The organism is Eubacterium sp. (genome assembly GCF_057858645.1).
Map to the genome: position 1 here is coordinate 40840 of NZ_DBLZZO010000009.1, position 17316 is coordinate 58155.

Sequence of the window (17316 nt, forward strand, 5' to 3'; positions counted from 1 at the left end):
TATACAATTTTTAAAATCTTTTAACATTTTCTTTGTGCATTTTTAAATTTTTTTGGACTATTTTCAGTTAATTTGTACTATTTTTATTTGAAACGGTTCAAAAGCCCTATTCCATTTCTTCCATATAATAAAGTCTGGAGTCAAAATCTTTCATAATCCTTGTATCTCCGTTTATTCCTATACCTGCAAATCCTTCTTTCAGATTAACACCTGCTTCATTTAAAAGACTTCCGTATGCAATGTAATCTTCAGTTTCACCTTTTACAAAATTTTCTGCTACAAATGAAACTTCATCTTTTGATAAATTCTCATTACTTTTAATTTCATTATTTTCGTAGACAAAATGTCCCATATCTTTTTTGTTATGGTACACCGGGCGGTTATAGAAATGATATTCCTTATTTTCAGCCAAAGCTTTTGGTCTGAAATTTAAGAACTGATCATTTGGTTTAATAATTTTTCTAAACAACATGCCAACAGCCTTTTTCTTATCTGCACTTACACAAGTCCACTGATATACATTGTTAGAATCACTGTCCTGTGAGTTCTCGTAAGGACTCTTTCCTCTGTAGAATTCTCCAAACTGTAAGACTTTTCTCCACTTCTTATATTCTTCTATTTGCTTCTTAATTAAGAATAGGTCTTCCTTTGACATTTTTGTCAAGTCACATTCATAACCTAATACTCCAAAACAGGCAACATTATATCTTGTATCAATTGGAGTTGTTCTTAAAGTCTGGTGATTTGGACATGCTGAAACATGTGCTCCTACTGTACTCATTGGATAACCGTAGCTGTATCCGTTTTGAATATTTACACGGCACACTGCGTCAGTGTCATCGCTTGCCCAAATCTGTGGAAAATAGCATAACATTCCAAGGTCGAATCTGTTTCCGCCACCGCAACAGCCTTCAAATAAAATTTCAGGGAACTTCTCTGTAAGCGCTTTTGCCATTTTGTAAAAACCTAAAACGTATCTGTGTGGCACTTCACCCTGACTTTCATAAGACAAACCTGCTGAATAATAATCAGAGAATATTCTGTTCATGTCCCACTTAACATAAGAAATATTTGCACTACTTAAAATATTGCTAATTTCCTTAATCATATAGTCCACAACTTCACTATTTGTTAAATCAAGCATACATTGATTTCTGCCTTCTGAATGTTGTGCATTAGGATTTTCCAATACCCAGTTAGGATGTTTTTTGTAAAGTTCACTGTTTTTATTAATCATTTCAGGTTCAATCCAAATACCAAAGTCTAAACCTATTTTATTAATTTCATCAACTAAGTGAGCAAGTCCATTAGGAAGCTTGTCCTTATTTACATACCAGTCTCCAAGAGAACTTGTATCATCATTACGTTTTCCGAACCAACCGTCATCCATTACAAACAATTCTATGCCAATATCTTTTCCTGCTTTTGCAAGATTAATAAGTTTCTCCTCTGTAATGTCAAAATAGTTTGCCTCCCAACTATTTAATAAAACAGGGCGTTCTTTGTATTTCCACTTACCTCTTACAATATGCTCTCTTACAAATTTATGCATATTCTGACTCATGCCGTTATAACCTTTTTTAGAATATGTTAAAACACTTTCAGGTGCTTCGAATTTCTCTCCCGGTAAAAGTCCATAACTCATTGATTGTGGATTAATTCCTGAAACGAATCTTGTTTTATTAAAAGAACATACATCCATTGCTTCATAATGGTTTCCACTATAAATTAAATTAGTTCCAATACACTCGCCAAAATCTTCTGTAGTCTCTTCCCTTGAAATCATAACAAATGGATTTGCTCTGTTAGATGAAGTTCCGGCATATGAATAATTAGCAAATCTGCCAGCAGCTACTTTTGTATCATGTCTGTTCATTTCATTTGCCCATGAGCCGTTAAATGTTGTCATTACATAATTCATGCCAAACATATCAAGCTGCATGCTCATTAATCTTTTTATATTTACTTTTTCCTTACCTTTATTTATTAAAACTGTGCTTCTTGTAATAACATCGCAGTTTTCATAAACATAATAATGTAATTCCATTACCAAGTCATTATCCTTTAAAGTAACTGTCAAATGGTCCACATTACCATCTTCGTCATAAGAACCGGGCAATGTTTCAAATGGCTGCTTTCCCCATGATATTTCTGAATCGGCATAAGTGAAATCATTGGTGAAGCTACCGTCTGACTTAACAACTTCCACAAAAGGTTCCCTTACATCACCTTTTCCATAAGAAGACATTTCAAGTCTCATGTTTTCCAAAGAATACTCCATTGTTTCCTGATTATATGCAACTGTATTACCAGGCATAAAGTTATGCTGTTCAATTAAAGGTTCCATGTTTTCAATTGCGATTTTCTTTCCATAGTATAAATGTTCAAGATGCCCTGTTTTCAAAACTCTAAAGGCATATGTAGTGTTTTTAGTATTTAAAATAAATCCGTTTTCTAATTTTTTAATCATATCTTTTCCCTGCACTTTCCTAAATTATATGTGTTCGTTTATTACATAGTGTCCTAAGATTATTTCATTCTTTCATATCTTTTCTCATCTGCAATATACATACTTATCTCCTTACTACTTTTACATAAATTTAGTTTGGTATCAAAATACCACAATCTCAAATTAACCCGATTTTATTTGTTAATGAAATTGTATCATTTGACTTTTATTTTGTTAATTTAATATCTTAAGGTGAATTTGGATTATTTTAACTTTTATATAAAATCCTTTTAGCCCAATTGACCATTTTCGTATTACAATTGTATATAAGGTGAAGGGAGATAAAAATTAATGAGTACTCAAGAATTTGAAGAGAAATATTACAGATACAAAGATACCCTTTTTAGAATTGTCTTTACATACGTTAAAAATCAAAGTGATGCTCAGGACATTCTACAGGAAGTATTTACCAAATTGTACTGTAATAAGAAAACTTTCGAAACAGACGAACACGAAAAGCGATGGCTTATTAGGATTTCCATTAACCTATCGAAGAATCATCTTAAATCTTTTTGGAATAAGAAAAGAGATTTATTTGATAATGAGATTTTTGAAACCGGCAACGTTTCACATTCAAACCATAACAAGGGGAATGAGTTGCTGGAAATGGTTCTGAACCTACCGGAAAAATGCAAGGGTCCAATGTACCTACACTATTATGAAGGATATACCTGCAGGGAAATTTCAGAAATACTTAATGTAAAGGAATCTGCAATTAAGATGAGGTTAAAAAAGGGACGTGAGCTGTTGCGAATGGATTTAGAGGAGGATTAGTATGAACATTAAAGATTACAAAAAAGTTTATAACAACTTAAAAACTTCTACCTACATGGACGAACAAATTCTTAATTCTGTAGAAGGAAATCACAAAACAAAGAAAAACTGGAGTTTTTCAAAAGCTGCTGCTGTGGCACTTGCCTGCATTGCATTATCAACAGGTACAGTTTCCGCCATTAGCTACGCACTTCACATGGATTCCCATGTAAAAGACAGCGTTGTTCAAACCGAAACAAAATCAGCTGCTGAAAAATATCTTATTGAAAATGGTTTCGACACACTTTATTCAACAGGAAAAGCTAATACTGTTGCAGATAAAAACAAAGGTATTTCCATTAAATTGCTTGAAACTGTTGCAGACCTAAATCAGATATATGTATATTTCAAAGTTGATTATGGGAAATACAAAGACCAGTTAAAATGCCCTGCTAAATATGCTAAATATAACAAGGGCATTCCAAACATAGATCCACTTTATGAAATTTATGCAATAGACAACAATGGCAAAAAACATGGGCTATCCTTTGCCACAGGTGGTAGTGACTGGCACATTGTAAATGAAGACGAGGGTACCTACGGTATAACAGTAAGCAACGAACATCATTATGATATTAAACAGATGATAATCGAATTCCAGGGATTTGATGTTAGTAGCAACACTATTGCAGAAGACACTCCTTTAATTAGAGGTAAATGGGTACTTAAATGGAATCTAAAATACGGAACAGCAGGGATTAAGAAAACTGTCAATAAAGAAATTAATCTTGGCAAAAATTATAAAAATGCTAGTTTTACTATCAAAGACATAACCATTACACCACTTTCATACGTTATTAATTACAGCTATGATAGCAGAACAAAAAGTATTAAAGCTTTATCAAAAGCTTGTGATGATCTTCTTATGGGTAGTCTTTCTACAAATTGTAAAGATATTCCTATTTATTTGCATCTAAAAAATGGGAAGAAATATTCTAATCTGATTTCCTATACATCAGATTCATATAATCCTAAAGATTCTACATTTATAGGATACACAGGTTATATTGGGGGATTTGAAAATATTGAGTCTATTGAATTACCTGGGGGAAATATTATTAATCTAAAATAATATTGAAAAAAACAGCTAGGTTGTGATATGCATAAGAAATTTTATAATTTCTGCATACCATGTGCCGTAGCTGTCTTTTTACAATTTATGGTTAATTGTTTGAAGTTACTATCTAACCATGTTCTAAAATGATATTACTTCTTCATTTTAACTTTTTTAACACTACTCCACTTTCCTTTAACTTTCTTATTTGATTTCCCAATCTTGTAAGCTCTTACCTGAATGAAGTATTTTTTGCCTTTTAATTTTTTTAGTGTAAATGAAGCTTTGTTTTTGGCAATTGTTTTAATTTTTGCTTTCTTCATTTTTTTGTTTGTAGCATATCTAACCTGATAGCCTTTAACACCTTTTATTTTCTTCCACTTAACGCTAATCTTTTTACGGCTAAGTTTCTTTACAGATACTTTTTTAACCTTGCCCGGTTTTTTAACTTTTGTTGTCGGTTTGTTGCCGGTTGTAGTTACTTTGTCTCCTGTAGTTGTCTTTGGTGTTGTTGTTTCAACATCTCCTGCTGTTGTTTCGCTTGTTGATGTTTCCTGGTCACCTGTTGTTGAGTCAGGTGTTGATACTTCCTGGTCACTGGTTGTTGAGTCAGGTGTTGATACTTCCTGGTCACCTGTTGTTAAGTCAGGTGTTGATACTTCCTGGTCACCTGTTGTTGAGTCAGGTGTTGATGTTTCATTGTTTCCTGTTGTCACATCTGAAGTTGCAGGTTCAGTTGTCTTTTCAACTACTGTAAATTCTTTTGTCATTTCACCTTCATATAAATCGCTGAAAGTAATTACAACTTCGTATGTACCAACCGCTTTTACTTGATCCACTGTTTTACCTGTGGCTTTGTCGCGATATGTTACTGTGTAGTATTTCTGGTCAATAGGATTATTTTCAACATCTACTACTGTAACTGTAGGTGCAATCTTTTCGCCTGTTGCTTCAAATTTGTCATTTGAAATAATAAGTTCATTTGGATGGCTAATTGTTCTCTTGTTAATATAACCACAAGAACATTTCTCTTTGATTACACCGTTTTCTGTTAATGTTGCAGGTGTCATTTCTACTACTTCTGAATATTTGTGTTCATGATTTTCTTCTGAATCCTTAATAACTTCATTACCTGTTCCATTTGTTATTCCTTTTGACTTAAAAGCTTCTTCAGTAACTTTTCCTGAATTGTATACTTTTTCAAATGTTACACCATCGTCACTGGAACCACAAATTCCACCCACATATTCATATCCATCAACACTTCCATTGTTGATACAATTACTTATTGATGAGTTGGCTGTACTTGCTAGAATTCCTCCCCCAATACTTCCAGCTTGTACATCTCCGTTATTAGTGCAATTATCAATATTACAATTATATATACTACTTACAATTCCGGCTGCTACATCTATAGAAGTAATTTCGCCATTGTTAGTACATCCTTGAATTATTTCTTTCTGATCATAATATCCCTCATCATCTCTGCTATTAGCATAAAAAATTCCAGCTGCACAGTCATCTGCTTTTATTTTTCCATAGTTTGTGCAATTTATAATCTGTGCCTGAAGAATACAACCTACTATTCCTGATGCTACATACTCATTATCAATAATATTGCCATAGTTACTACACTCTTCTACTTTAGTGTTATATGCATATGCACAAATGCCTACTGCCCCCTCTGCATTAGTAATATCCCCCCTTATTTGTGCAGTTTTTAATTTCACTATTATTTATTGATGCTACAATTCCTGCAGCCTCATATGCATCTGTTATATTACCTGTATTAATACAATTCTCTATATGGCAATTTGACGCCGTGTGTACTAAACCTGCAATATTAGAATCATTCGCTGAAAAATCACCATTATTTTCACAGTCTGTAATATTACTATTGTTTGCCTTAATAGCTAAACCTGCCACATATGCATCACCGAAATTTACACAATCAACATTATTAATACATTTTGAAATGGTACATGTATCGATTGTTTGTATCGCTGCCACATCACTTCTGGAAGCTTTCACATTTCCCTCAAATGTACAATTCTCTATTGTAGAATAATACGCATATTCTGTAAGGTAATAAATACTCTGTTCACATTCACCCTGAACTTCAATTTTTAAATTTTTTAATGTACTATTACCAATACTATCATATAAACGGCATGGTATTCCTTCTATGTTTACGTTTGATATTGTGTGGTTATTTCCATCTAGCTTTGAATTTAATAAAGATGCCCCCTGTAAAATATTATCATCATCTTTGTAATTATCCGGGAACTTAATATCAGCATTTAATTTTCCATTTATTCCTAAACTTCCCATCTGTAAATACATTAATAAATCTTCGAAAGAATTAATCTCAAAGCAATTATCCTTAAGCTCCTGAATTTGATTCTTTGTTAAACCACAGTTTGTACATTTATCATCCACATAATTGTGTTCTAGCTGTGGTGATTCACTACCTTTCTCAAGAACCTTATTACATATCAGGCATATTGTGTCTCCTGTGTAACCTGCTTTAAAACATGTTGCGTTTGATTCGTTATAATACTTTATAATATTGCTTCCTGACAGATTACTATGAATGCTGGGAATTGTTTGTCCGGCTTTCTGATTCCCATCATTATTAATTTCGCCACATTCACTACACTTCAAGTCATAAGAATAACCTTCTTCAGTACATGTTGGTTCCTTATGATTTACCTTCACAAATACATGTTCGCCTAAACCTTCTTTTTCATTAATTTCCTTATGTACATAACCACAATATTCACATTCAGACACTCTTTTTTCATAATTTGTACAAGTTTTACCAATTGTATAATATCTTGAATAACTATGGTCTGATTGGGGTTCAATCTGTTGTCCTTCACTAATAGTTTTTCCACAATCTTTACACTGTAAATCTCCTGTGTATCCACCTTCTTCACAGGATTTGATAGTTCTATTCACAAATTTCTTTCTTGAATGTGCACATTCCCAAGATATTGTATACTCTCCATATTCATATTCATCACTACACGGTCCTACAACAAAATAATATGTATGATTTTTTTTAAGCTTTCCTATAATCTTAGGTGCACTTCCCTGACCACCATCATCATTTTTCTTTATGCACCCTTCTAATCTTACACGATTGTTATTTTTAAGTTCCTTTATTCCGTTAGCAATAATATCATCATTAAAGCTTTCTTCTTCAAAAAGATATCCATAGCTATCCCAATCTGTTTTATTACTACAGGTTATTGCATAGTATCCATCTTCATCAACTTTAAATTGAAATACCTGGAACGGATTTTGTGCTGTTGTTTTCATGCTATATTCTTTTCCATAAACTGCATTATTAACACGTCCACAATTTACACATACATCATCCTTATATTCATGAGATTTTTTTGCTATAATATTGCCTTCCTGTACCTTTTCACCACACCATTTGCAGTTGTAGTCTCCTGTATATCCATCTACATAACATGTATTTTCAGTATAATTTTCAGGTTCGTCCTCTTTTTTGTGATCTACTATATCTGTCTCTTTTCCTTCTTCTAAAACTTTTTTACATAAAGGACAGATTTTATTACCACTAAAGCCTTTGCTCTTGCAGGTTGCCTCAATAAATGTTTTCTTATCTATAACAGCCTCTGCGTGATTTCCCGGTTCTACCATGATTCCTTCATCTAAAATTTCACCACAAACACCACATGTAACTTTTCCTGTAAAACCACCTATTGAACAATCTGTTATTGTTCTATTTTCCACAATTTCTTTTTCTTCCGGATGAGAACACTTATCATATTCAATTATATATGGACGATCTAAATTCCCATAGCAGTCATTCCATGTTCCTTCAAAATAGACTTCTACCCTTGTTTCGCTTAATGTGCTTGGTTCGCCTTTTTCCCAATTAGTATAAGTAAGTTCACTACCATCAATCCATTTAAATTTTGATATATCGTTTTGATTTCTCTCTAAACCAATCCACATTCTGGTATCCCCTTGATTTAATTTTTCCAGATAGTGTACAACGATATTATTTTCCTCTTTGGATGATATACAAATTAAATAACCACCCTTATTTTTTGCCTCTTTCTTTGCAGTGCTATAATTCACACTACTATTAACAAATTCATAACTATGACCTGTGTTTGGATCATACGCCACCTCATCCCCATAAACAATTTCCTGTTTTGTTTCAGTTCCTGTTTCCTCATCAGCATAAGCCGTCTGAGTCATTACCACATTGCTTCCTAATGCCATTATTAAAGACATTGAAATACTTATTAGCTGTTTCCATATTTTTCTCATATTGTCCTCCTTTTTGATAATTCTCCCATTCTTGTGTAAGCACAAATGGGACATTCCTAAAGTCTACACTTCTTGTAACACGGATTGCTTCGTGCTTTGGACACTGTGTTACAAAAAAAAATGATTACATAAGTTGCATCACAACATTTATGTAATCATTATCATATAAATATTCTTTTCGTTCTATATTTTGGCTTCAAACGGTCTGCTCCTGGCATCAAGTGGTTATAATATTTTAAATAAACAGTACTCCTGATACGCTAAAGGTCTCTTCATCTGACTTAAATTCTATAGCTCCGTTGTATTTGTTTACAACGTACTTAACAGACTCTGTTCCTATACCACTACCCTGTTCTTTTGTGCTAAGGAATTTGCCGTTTTCTAATTTTACATTGCCGTTAAAAGTATTTTTTATTGAGAAAACCAACGCTCCTTCATTTGGTCTTTTGATTTTTAAATTAATGAACTTGTTCTCTATTGTTATGGTTTTGCAACCGTCAATTGCATTTTCCAACAGATTGCCAAATAACACTGTAAGATCTGCGTCACTTATACTCAATTCCTTTGGAATTATCACATCTATATTAACATCAATTCCATAATTCTTCGCTTTTTGCACATAATATACTAACAGTGCATTTAAAGAAAAATGGCCACAATATACAAATTTTTCGTTCCAGGATGTTGCTTCCAAATATTTTTCAAGATATTGCCTTATCTCCTGACACTGATTATTTTCAGCCATGGTGCGAATCACATTCATGTGATGACGCATATCGTGCCTTGCCCGTCTGGTAGACTCCATTTGTGTTTTAAGATTTTCATAACACAAATTCTGAACTTCCAACTGTCTGTTTTCATCACGCAATTCCAGATTGTTACGAAACTCTATTATGGCATTTACAATTACACTGTATACAAGCATTGCCCCTATATTTACAAACAATGTAAAAACCACATTGGCGGGATTCATTGCCAATGCAATTGTTGACTGAGAATTAAAATAAAGTCCATGATACCAAAACAAATAAAAAGTAGCCGGGATTAACCACAAAATTCTCCAAACTTTTCTTCCTGTTTCTATGGTTGCAATTTCTTTTATGTGCTTCCTAAAATATATAAATAGCATTGGAATAAATATAATCTGCGCCACAAAAGTACACAAAGAAAAAGACCAGCTATTATTGTCAAATACCATTTTAGGAAAAATCTGTGCTTCCATCCACTTTGCACAAATCACAATAAAATTAGCAAAATTAGAAACTATTAGTAATACAAAAATTAACTTTCCCGGGGTCTCTTTTACAACGAAAAAATAAAATATGCCATAACAAAGGGTACTAATAAGGGACAACATTCCCTTTTGTCCCTGTGAACAGGTTGTTGCATATATTCCAAGTGATGTTTGGAAAAATAATAAAAGAAAAATAAATAAACCGACTTTTACTTTTGAAAATCTTAATTTGTCTGCAAAAGGATATAAGGCAAGCCCCAAATAAGGTAGCAAATTAAGACATGAATATAATATAATTTCAAAAATTCTAAATGATGTCATACGCCCTACTCCTTTAAAGCTTCAATTAAAAATCTTGTGTATGCTTTCTTGATTTCAGCATACTTCCTACGACTGATTGGGACAAATGAGCCATTCTTCATTTTAAATCTGTCACTTTCAATATTATCCACCTGTGCCAAATTAACGGTGATTCCCTTAAATGAAGATATGAGCTGCGGAAAATGTTCTATTTGCTTTTCGAAATTTTTCTGAGTACAACGAACTTGAATTGATGTTTCGTCTTTTAAATATATGGTAACATAATGCCCTGAAAATGTTGTATAGACAATAGAATCTACATGAACCACTTTGTTTTCTGAAAACTTTAATATCTTGTCTTCCTTTTTCTTCTTTATCACAAGTCTCTCTAAAGTTTTTTCCAAACGTTCCTTATTAAAAGGCTTTATTAAATAATCTTCTGCCTTTACCTCATAACTTTCACTGGCAAACTCATTACTTGTGGTTATGAATATAAGCTTAACATCTTCATCTATTTTTCTAATTGCTCTTGCTGTATCAACACCAGTTATATCCTCCATGTATATATCAAGAAAAACAATATCAAATAATAAAGCATTACCTTCCTTATTATCATAAAAATATTCAAGAAGTTCTTCACCACTTTTAAAAGTAGTAATTTCTATATGATTTTTCGTTCTTCTAAAAAAAATTTCCTGTATTTCTTTTTGCAGATATTCTCTATCCTTTATACTATCATCCACTATTGCTATTTTCATAATTCTCTCCCTTATCTCAGTTTTTTTACCACTACTTTCAAATCATAATTAATTCTCTATTTTAAAATAAATTCCATCTGTGTTTCTTTTGGAACCATACCCATTTTTTCATAAAATCTGCGGGCTGTATCGTTGCCTTCCCAAACATTAAGTGTGACTTCATAACAGCCCATTTTCTTTGCTTCTTCCTTAACATGTTCAAAAAGTTTCTGCCCTACATGTTTTCCTCTAATGTTTTGGTCCACACACAAATCATCAATAAATAAAGAATCAAATGGCACCATATTAGTTGAAAATGGCTGTTTCTTCTTTATGCAAAAAGCATAGCCCATAACGCTGTCATTCTCATCTACTGCCACATACACAGGTCTGTTAGCATCATTAAAAATTTCCATTAATTCCTCTTTTGTATATTTTGTTGTTCCACCAATAAAAATGTCCGGTCTGATTTTTGCATGTATATTTAAAACCTGTGTTAGTAATTTAATTACTGAATCTATATCTTTTTCTTCTGCTAATCTAATGTTCATTTATATTCTCCTTTGCTGTCATATAACATTTCTTCTTATATTTTTTATTAAATATATCCGTAATTATTATAGCAAATGAAATAAAAAAAGCACAGAAAAACATGATGACCACCATGGTTTCTCTGCGCTTTTAATTATATTTTTATTAACCGATTCCACCTAAAATTGCACCTGCAACTAATGCTATAAAAGCTAATGGAACTAAAACATATTTTCCAAGTGGTATAAAGCATTTGCCAATTGGCTTTTCTTTTCCTGTATTTACAGCTGTTGTAGCAAAATCTTTTCCTGCAACCCAGAAAAACATTATTGCTGCAAGCATGGCTCCCAATGGACAGATGTAAATTGACACTGCATCCATCCAACCTGAAACAATTCCCTGAATAACAAGTGCCACTGCACAACCGATAACAGCAATTATTCCAACTGAAGTTACTCTTTTAAGTCCGAATCTTTCTTCTAATGTTGCAACAGGTGCTTCATATAAGTTGATTAATGAACTCATACCTGCAAACAACACACATATGTAGAAAATAATGCCAACGATTTTTCCCCCCGGCATTCCGTTAAATACATTTACCAGATAAATAAACATAAGTCCCGGTCCACCTGATGACAACTCTGCTCCGTCAACTGCCATACCCGGAATAATAACAAATGCTGCTAACAATGCTGCTATTGTATCAAAGATTGCTACATTTCTTGCTGAGCTTACTACGTTTTCTGAATTATCCAGATAAGAACCATATATTACCGTTCCATTACCTGCAATTGAAAGCGAGAAAAATGCCTGACCAAATGCATAAATCCACAATCTTGGATCTAAAAGTCCTTTAGGATTAATTGTGAAAATATATTTGTACCCTTCCGTTGCTCCCGGTAATGTGAAAATATAAATTCCCAAACCTAAAAATAATACAAATAAAAGTGGCATCATTATTTTGTTGGCTCGCTCGATTCCTGCTGCAATACCAAATGCCATAATTACTGCTGTTACTATCATGGCAACTACAAGCCAACTATTATTACCAAACTTTGTTGCTGTACTTCCAAATGTTGCCCCTATCTTATTCATATCACCACCCATAGCTGACAACTGACCTGAAAGTGCTAAAAAGGCGTATTTAAAAATCCACCCAACAACAACTGTGTACCCAATGGCTAAAGCCAGTGAACCAAGTACAGGAAGCACACCAATGGCCTCACCTGTTTTCTTATTACCGGTTCTAATTTCCGTACATTTTCCAAATGCTTTAATCGGACCACCCTTTGCGGCTCTACCTAACGCCATTTCTTCAATAAGTCCTGTTGAAGCAATTAGAATAACAAACAAAACATAAGGTAGCAAAAATGTCATGCCTCCCCAGTCTGATACCATGTATGGGAACCTCCAAATATTTCCCATACCTACGGCTGAGCCTATGCAAGCAATGACAAAGCCGGTTCCGCTTTTAAAAGCATCCCTCTTTTTTTCCATAATTAATATATCCTTCCTTTTTGTGCTTTTCGCACTATAAGGTCTATCATACCATATTATAGAATATATATCTATTTAATCAGGAATAATAAAATGTGAATATATCTATTTAATAATAGGCATATCTTCTTAATTAAATGCAACTATTAGAGTATATCTTTTCAATAGAAGAGAAACTCTAACAGGAACATATTTCATTTTTTAATTTTCGCGCTGCAGAATTAAGTGGATGCTGGCAATCATGCACAATACATATTTCTCTATTAGGAATTTTTTCTTTTAAAGAAATCTCAACAATTTCGTTTTTCTCAATACTTTCTCTTGCCATAGGTTCAGGAACAAATGCCATTCCTAAATCTGACTTTACCAAAGGAATAATCTGGTCTGTAGTTGCCACCTCCGTGTCAGGATTAAGTTCAATACCATGTTTTAAAAATATCTTATTATAAAAATCGTATGTAGTAGTTTCCTGCCCCAAACTAATTAATGGATAGTCTTTAAGATTTTTTAAAGAAATATTGTCATCTTTTATATGCTCAAAATCAGTTCCACCTATTAATATTTCCTTAAATGAACATAATATTGTTTTTTCTAAAGGCGACTTAACCTTTACAGGTGTTGATACAACTGCAAAATCTATCTTGCCACTTTTCACAGCCTCAATTGCCTGTGGCGTTGAATGGTTATATATTTTTAGTCTTACTTTTGGATACATTTTGTGAAAGGATTTTAGAATATCTAATAAAAATATATTTAAGGCAGTTTCGCTTGCTCCAATAGAAATACTTCCCTGAAAAATTCCTTCATTGTCAGCCAGTTCTTCCTCTGCCTCTAAAAGTTGTGCCATAGCAATTGACACATGTTCATATAAACGCTTTCCTTCCTGTGTAAGCTGCACACCTCTGTTCGTTCTAACAAATAAAGTGCTGTTAATCTGTTGTTCCAAACAATTCATTGCTCTTGTAACATTAGGCTGACTGTTACCTAATGCCTGAGCTGCTCTTGTAAAATTCTCATATTTAGCAACATAATAAAAAATTTTATAATAATCTAAATTTACATTCATGGCATTCTCCTTGGTATATCAATTACTTATTGTTATCATATCAATTATGATTTTTACTTATTTCTATAATCATAGTATAATCTAGCCGAATGAAATTTTCAAGAAAGGGTGTGAGTTGTATGAGAGAAGGAACAATTTTTCCAAGAGAAGAAAAAACAGAAGTGTTATTTCAGAAAATTCTTGATGATCCCTGGGCATGCGAAAAACTTCAGGAAACATTTTGCAATTATCTTTTTTGCGATGATGAAATCAATAGCTATTTATCTCCATTAGAATTCTCACAGGCGTTATTCAATGCATATCACAATAGAGATTTATCAGCCTTTTTGATGGCTATTTGTGAAAATACTATATTTGACTTACTTAGAAATTCATATCTGATTCCATATAGATTTAATGCTGACGGAATAGAAAATCCTGTAATTATGACCGACGATAATGGATTATTACTTCCAAAGTATAAATCAAAAGTTCACGAAAAAGACTACAATCATTTTCATGAAATATATAAAAAGTTAAATAACAATAAAAAAATATATCTTGCAAAAGCATATAGATATAATCATAAATACACTTCAGACAATATGGAAATGAAGCAGCAGATTCTTGAAAAAAATACAGGTATATTAGTTATTAGAGAATTGCCTGACACTGTAACGGCTAACAAAACTGAAGCCGAAGCCTATTCAGCAGTTTGGGACTTAATGATTGAACTTGAAAAGAATCTCCCTATGGCATTTGTTTTTTATGGTCAGGACTCACTTGTAGAAAATAATAAAAGATATGATGAAATTGGAATATTTCTTCCAAATTCCATCTTTTTAAAACATTTAGAAAAACATGTAGCGAAAGCAGAGGCGATTATATATGCCAACAAATAATTACATTGATATTATGGAAAAAAACCATATGGAAATTCCATGGCATGATTATACCGGTGATGACAGTAATACATTAATTAAAGAGTCAGGTTTGATTGAAAAAGCATCTGTTATTGGCAGAGTTGGTTTAATTATGCTTTCCTGTGGCACAGGTGCATGGCGTGTAAGAACTTCAATGAACAGACTTTCAAAGGAACTTCATGTTACATGTACAGTTGATGTTGGACTTATGTCCATTGAATTTAACTGTTTTGATGGAAAAGACTGTGTTTCACAGTCTCTTAGTATATCTAACACAGGGGTTAATACTTCAAAGCTTTACAGAATGGAACAATTTGTTGAGAACTTTCCAAAGGAAGACGCCCATTTAACCGGTGAAGAAATTCACAAACGACTTGATGAAATAGAGAAAATTCATACATTGTATTCTCCTGTTAAATTAGGTCTTGCTGCAGCTCTTGCCTGTTGTGGTTTTACATTTCTTCTTGGAGGCGGGCCAATTGAAATGCTTTTTGCGTTTATTGCAGCTGGTGTTGGAAATATTGTCCGTACAAAGCTTATAAAACATCATTTTACATTATTTTTAAATATAGCAGCATCGATTTCAATCGCATGTTTGGTTTATGCCATTTGTTTTAATGTTGCTGAGTCTGTGCTTGGTATTGCCCATGTACATGAAGCCGGATATATATGCTCCATGTTATTTATAATTCCCGGCTTTCCATTTATAACAAGCGGTATTGACCTTGCTAAGCTAGATTTACGTTCAGGTCTTGAACGATTAACATATTCAATAATAATTATATTAGTAGCAACAATGTTTGCCTGGATTATGGCACTTCTGTTAAAGCTACAGCCACAGGATTTCACAACAATACACATGAGTAAAATTTTACTATTAGTATTAAGAATAATAACAAGTTTTTGTGGTGTATTTGGTTTCTCAATTATGTTTAACAGTTCTATACCAATGGCTACAACAGCCGCCTGTATTGGTGCAGTTGCAAACACACTCCGTTTAGAACTTATAGATTTTACACACATGCCTTACTCTGTGGCAGCTTTTATTGGTGCCCTAACAGCCGGGCTTCTTGCTTCTTTTATAAAAAGCAATAATGGATATCCACGAATATCCCTTACCGTTCCTTCCATTGTAATTATGGTTCCGGGACTTTATTTATACAGAGCAATTTACAATTTTGGCATTATGTCACTTACGGAAGCTGTCTCATGGTTCTCATTAGCTATTATGATTATTATGGCTCTTCCATTAGGATTAATTTTTGCCAGAATATTAACTGATAAAACTTTCCGTTACTGCACGTAACGGTGTGTTTAAAACATAGATTGGCTTTTCCCTTTTTCAGTCAATGTTTTATTCACAAAGCTATGTGCTTTACTATATTCTATGAAACTTGTGGAGGAAATATAAATGAATTACAAAACACATGGGCAAATGTCTGAATCTATCCTAACTGCCGCGTTCCTTTCAATATCAGGCGGTTTACAGGATGCCTACACATATTTATTTAGAGGCAAAGTTTTTGCAAATGCCCAAACAGGTAACATTGTTCTTTTAAGTCAAAATATTATGGAAAGGAATTGGCACCTGGTAATTCATTATATGATTCCACTTGTTTCTTTTGCAATTGGGATTGTTGCAGCAGAAATTATTAGAACCAAGTTCCAACGAGTTCAGCAAATACATTGGCGCCAATTAGTTCTTATAATAGAAATTTTTCTACTGCTATTTGTTGGGTTCATACCTGAAAATCTCAATATGCTTGCTAACGCTGTAGTATCTTTTTCCTGTGCAATGCAGGTTCAAACATTCAGAAAAGTAAATGGCTATGCCTTCGCAAGTACAATGTGCATTGGCAATATCAGAAGCGGTATGGAATCTCTTTGCGTCTTTGGCAGAACCCGTGACAAACATATTCTATTTAAGTCACTTTGCTACTTTGCAATAATTGTTATGTTTGCATTTGGTGCAGGACTTGGTAGTGGATTAATTTCTACATTTAAATTTTATACAATCTGGTTTTCTTCCATCTTACTTTTTGTAAGTTTTCTGTTTATGTTTATTAAAGAAGAAACTTCTCCTAGAATGTAAATATATACTTAATTCCATAAGAAAATCCAACACTTTTAATTAATCAGTGTTGGATTTTTTATTTATCTTTTTTCACTTTGCTTATTTATACCACTGTGGTTTACGAGTTTTTAAATACGAAACTTTCTCCTGCCACTTTTTCGGGGGTATACAAGGCAGTTTCTCACATTTTTTCGGGGCACTTTTGGGTAATACTCTACATTTTTTCGGGGCACTTTTGGGTAAGGCTCTACACTTTTTCGGGGCACCTTAAAGCAAATCTCTACA

At 33.1% G+C, this 17316-nt stretch carries 13 protein-coding genes; 5 read left to right on the forward strand and 8 right to left on the reverse strand.

What is annotated here, in order from left to right; translation table 11 throughout:
• Nucleotides 1-106: 106 nt before the first annotated feature.
• Nucleotides 107-2470, reverse strand: coding sequence for an alpha-galactosidase (locus ACZM4J_RS04500; protein WP_022165321.1), 2364 nt, complete (start codon nucleotides 2468-2470; stop codon nucleotides 107-109).
• A 330-nt stretch (nucleotides 2471-2800) separates the two neighbouring features.
• Between ACZM4J_RS04500 and ACZM4J_RS04505 the strand changes: the two genes are divergently transcribed.
• The gene (locus ACZM4J_RS04505) at nucleotides 2801-3283 is read left to right on the forward strand and encodes an RNA polymerase sigma factor (RefSeq protein WP_022165320.1); all 483 of its coding nucleotides are present in this window, start codon (nucleotides 2801-2803) and stop codon (nucleotides 3281-3283) included.
• 1 nt (nucleotide 3284) lies between these two features.
• The gene (locus ACZM4J_RS04510) at nucleotides 3285-4394 is read left to right on the forward strand and encodes a hypothetical protein (RefSeq protein WP_022165319.1); all 1110 of its coding nucleotides are present in this window, start codon (nucleotides 3285-3287) and stop codon (nucleotides 4392-4394) included.
• 134 nt (nucleotides 4395-4528) lie between these two features.
• Here the strand turns inward: ACZM4J_RS04510 and ACZM4J_RS04515 are convergent, their stop codons facing one another.
• The 7 genes from ACZM4J_RS04515 to ACZM4J_RS04545 form a co-directional block, all read right to left on the reverse strand.
• The gene (locus tag ACZM4J_RS04515; protein ID WP_489485670.1) at nucleotides 4529-6106 is read right to left on the reverse strand and encodes a hypothetical protein; all 1578 of its coding nucleotides are present in this window, start codon (nucleotides 6104-6106) and stop codon (nucleotides 4529-4531) included.
• On the reverse strand, nucleotides 6066-8690 hold the full coding sequence (locus ACZM4J_RS04520; protein WP_489485672.1) for a lectin-like protein: 2625 nt from the start codon (nucleotides 8688-8690) through the stop codon (nucleotides 6066-6068). Before ACZM4J_RS04520 ends, ACZM4J_RS04515 begins: the two co-directional genes overlap by 41 nt.
• A gap of 235 nt (nucleotides 8691-8925) precedes the next feature.
• Nucleotides 8926-10245 carry a sensor histidine kinase gene (locus tag ACZM4J_RS04525; RefSeq protein ID WP_489485673.1) on the reverse strand — a complete coding sequence of 440 codons (1320 nt, stop codon included), beginning with the start codon at nucleotides 10243-10245 and terminating at the stop codon, nucleotides 8926-8928.
• A 5-nt stretch (nucleotides 10246-10250) separates the two neighbouring features.
• Entirely contained in the window at nucleotides 10251-10982 is a 732-nt protein-coding gene (locus tag ACZM4J_RS04530; RefSeq protein ID WP_022165316.1) for a LytR/AlgR family response regulator transcription factor, read from the reverse strand.
• A 56-nt stretch (nucleotides 10983-11038) separates the two neighbouring features.
• Complete coding sequence (locus ACZM4J_RS04535; protein WP_022165315.1) at nucleotides 11039-11512, reverse strand: GNAT family N-acetyltransferase; 474 nt, start codon at nucleotides 11510-11512, stop codon at nucleotides 11039-11041.
• A gap of 145 nt (nucleotides 11513-11657) precedes the next feature.
• On the reverse strand, nucleotides 11658-12989 hold the full coding sequence (locus ACZM4J_RS04540) for a sodium-dependent transporter (protein WP_022165314.1): 1332 nt from the start codon (nucleotides 12987-12989) through the stop codon (nucleotides 11658-11660).
• A 178-nt stretch (nucleotides 12990-13167) separates the two neighbouring features.
• The gene (locus ACZM4J_RS04545) at nucleotides 13168-14055 is read right to left on the reverse strand and encodes a LysR family transcriptional regulator (RefSeq protein WP_022165313.1); all 888 of its coding nucleotides are present in this window, start codon (nucleotides 14053-14055) and stop codon (nucleotides 13168-13170) included.
• 119 nt (nucleotides 14056-14174) lie between these two features.
• Here ACZM4J_RS04545 and ACZM4J_RS04550 point away from each other — a divergent pair, with 119 nt between their 5' ends.
• The 3 genes from ACZM4J_RS04550 (at nucleotide 14175) to ACZM4J_RS04560 (ending at nucleotide 17049) form a co-directional block, all read left to right on the forward strand.
• Nucleotides 14175-14936, forward strand: a complete 762-nt coding sequence (locus ACZM4J_RS04550) for a DUF4866 domain-containing protein (RefSeq protein ID WP_022165312.1) — start codon at nucleotides 14175-14177, stop codon at nucleotides 14934-14936.
• Nucleotides 14923-16263 carry a threonine/serine exporter family protein gene (locus ACZM4J_RS04555; RefSeq protein WP_428245208.1) on the forward strand — a complete coding sequence of 447 codons (1341 nt, stop codon included), beginning with the start codon at nucleotides 14923-14925 and terminating at the stop codon, nucleotides 16261-16263. Before ACZM4J_RS04550 ends, ACZM4J_RS04555 begins: the two co-directional genes overlap by 14 nt.
• A gap of 105 nt (nucleotides 16264-16368) precedes the next feature.
• Entirely contained in the window at nucleotides 16369-17049 is a 681-nt protein-coding gene (locus ACZM4J_RS04560) for a YoaK family protein (protein ID WP_118000434.1), read from the forward strand.
• Nucleotides 17050-17316 lie beyond the last annotated feature (267 nt).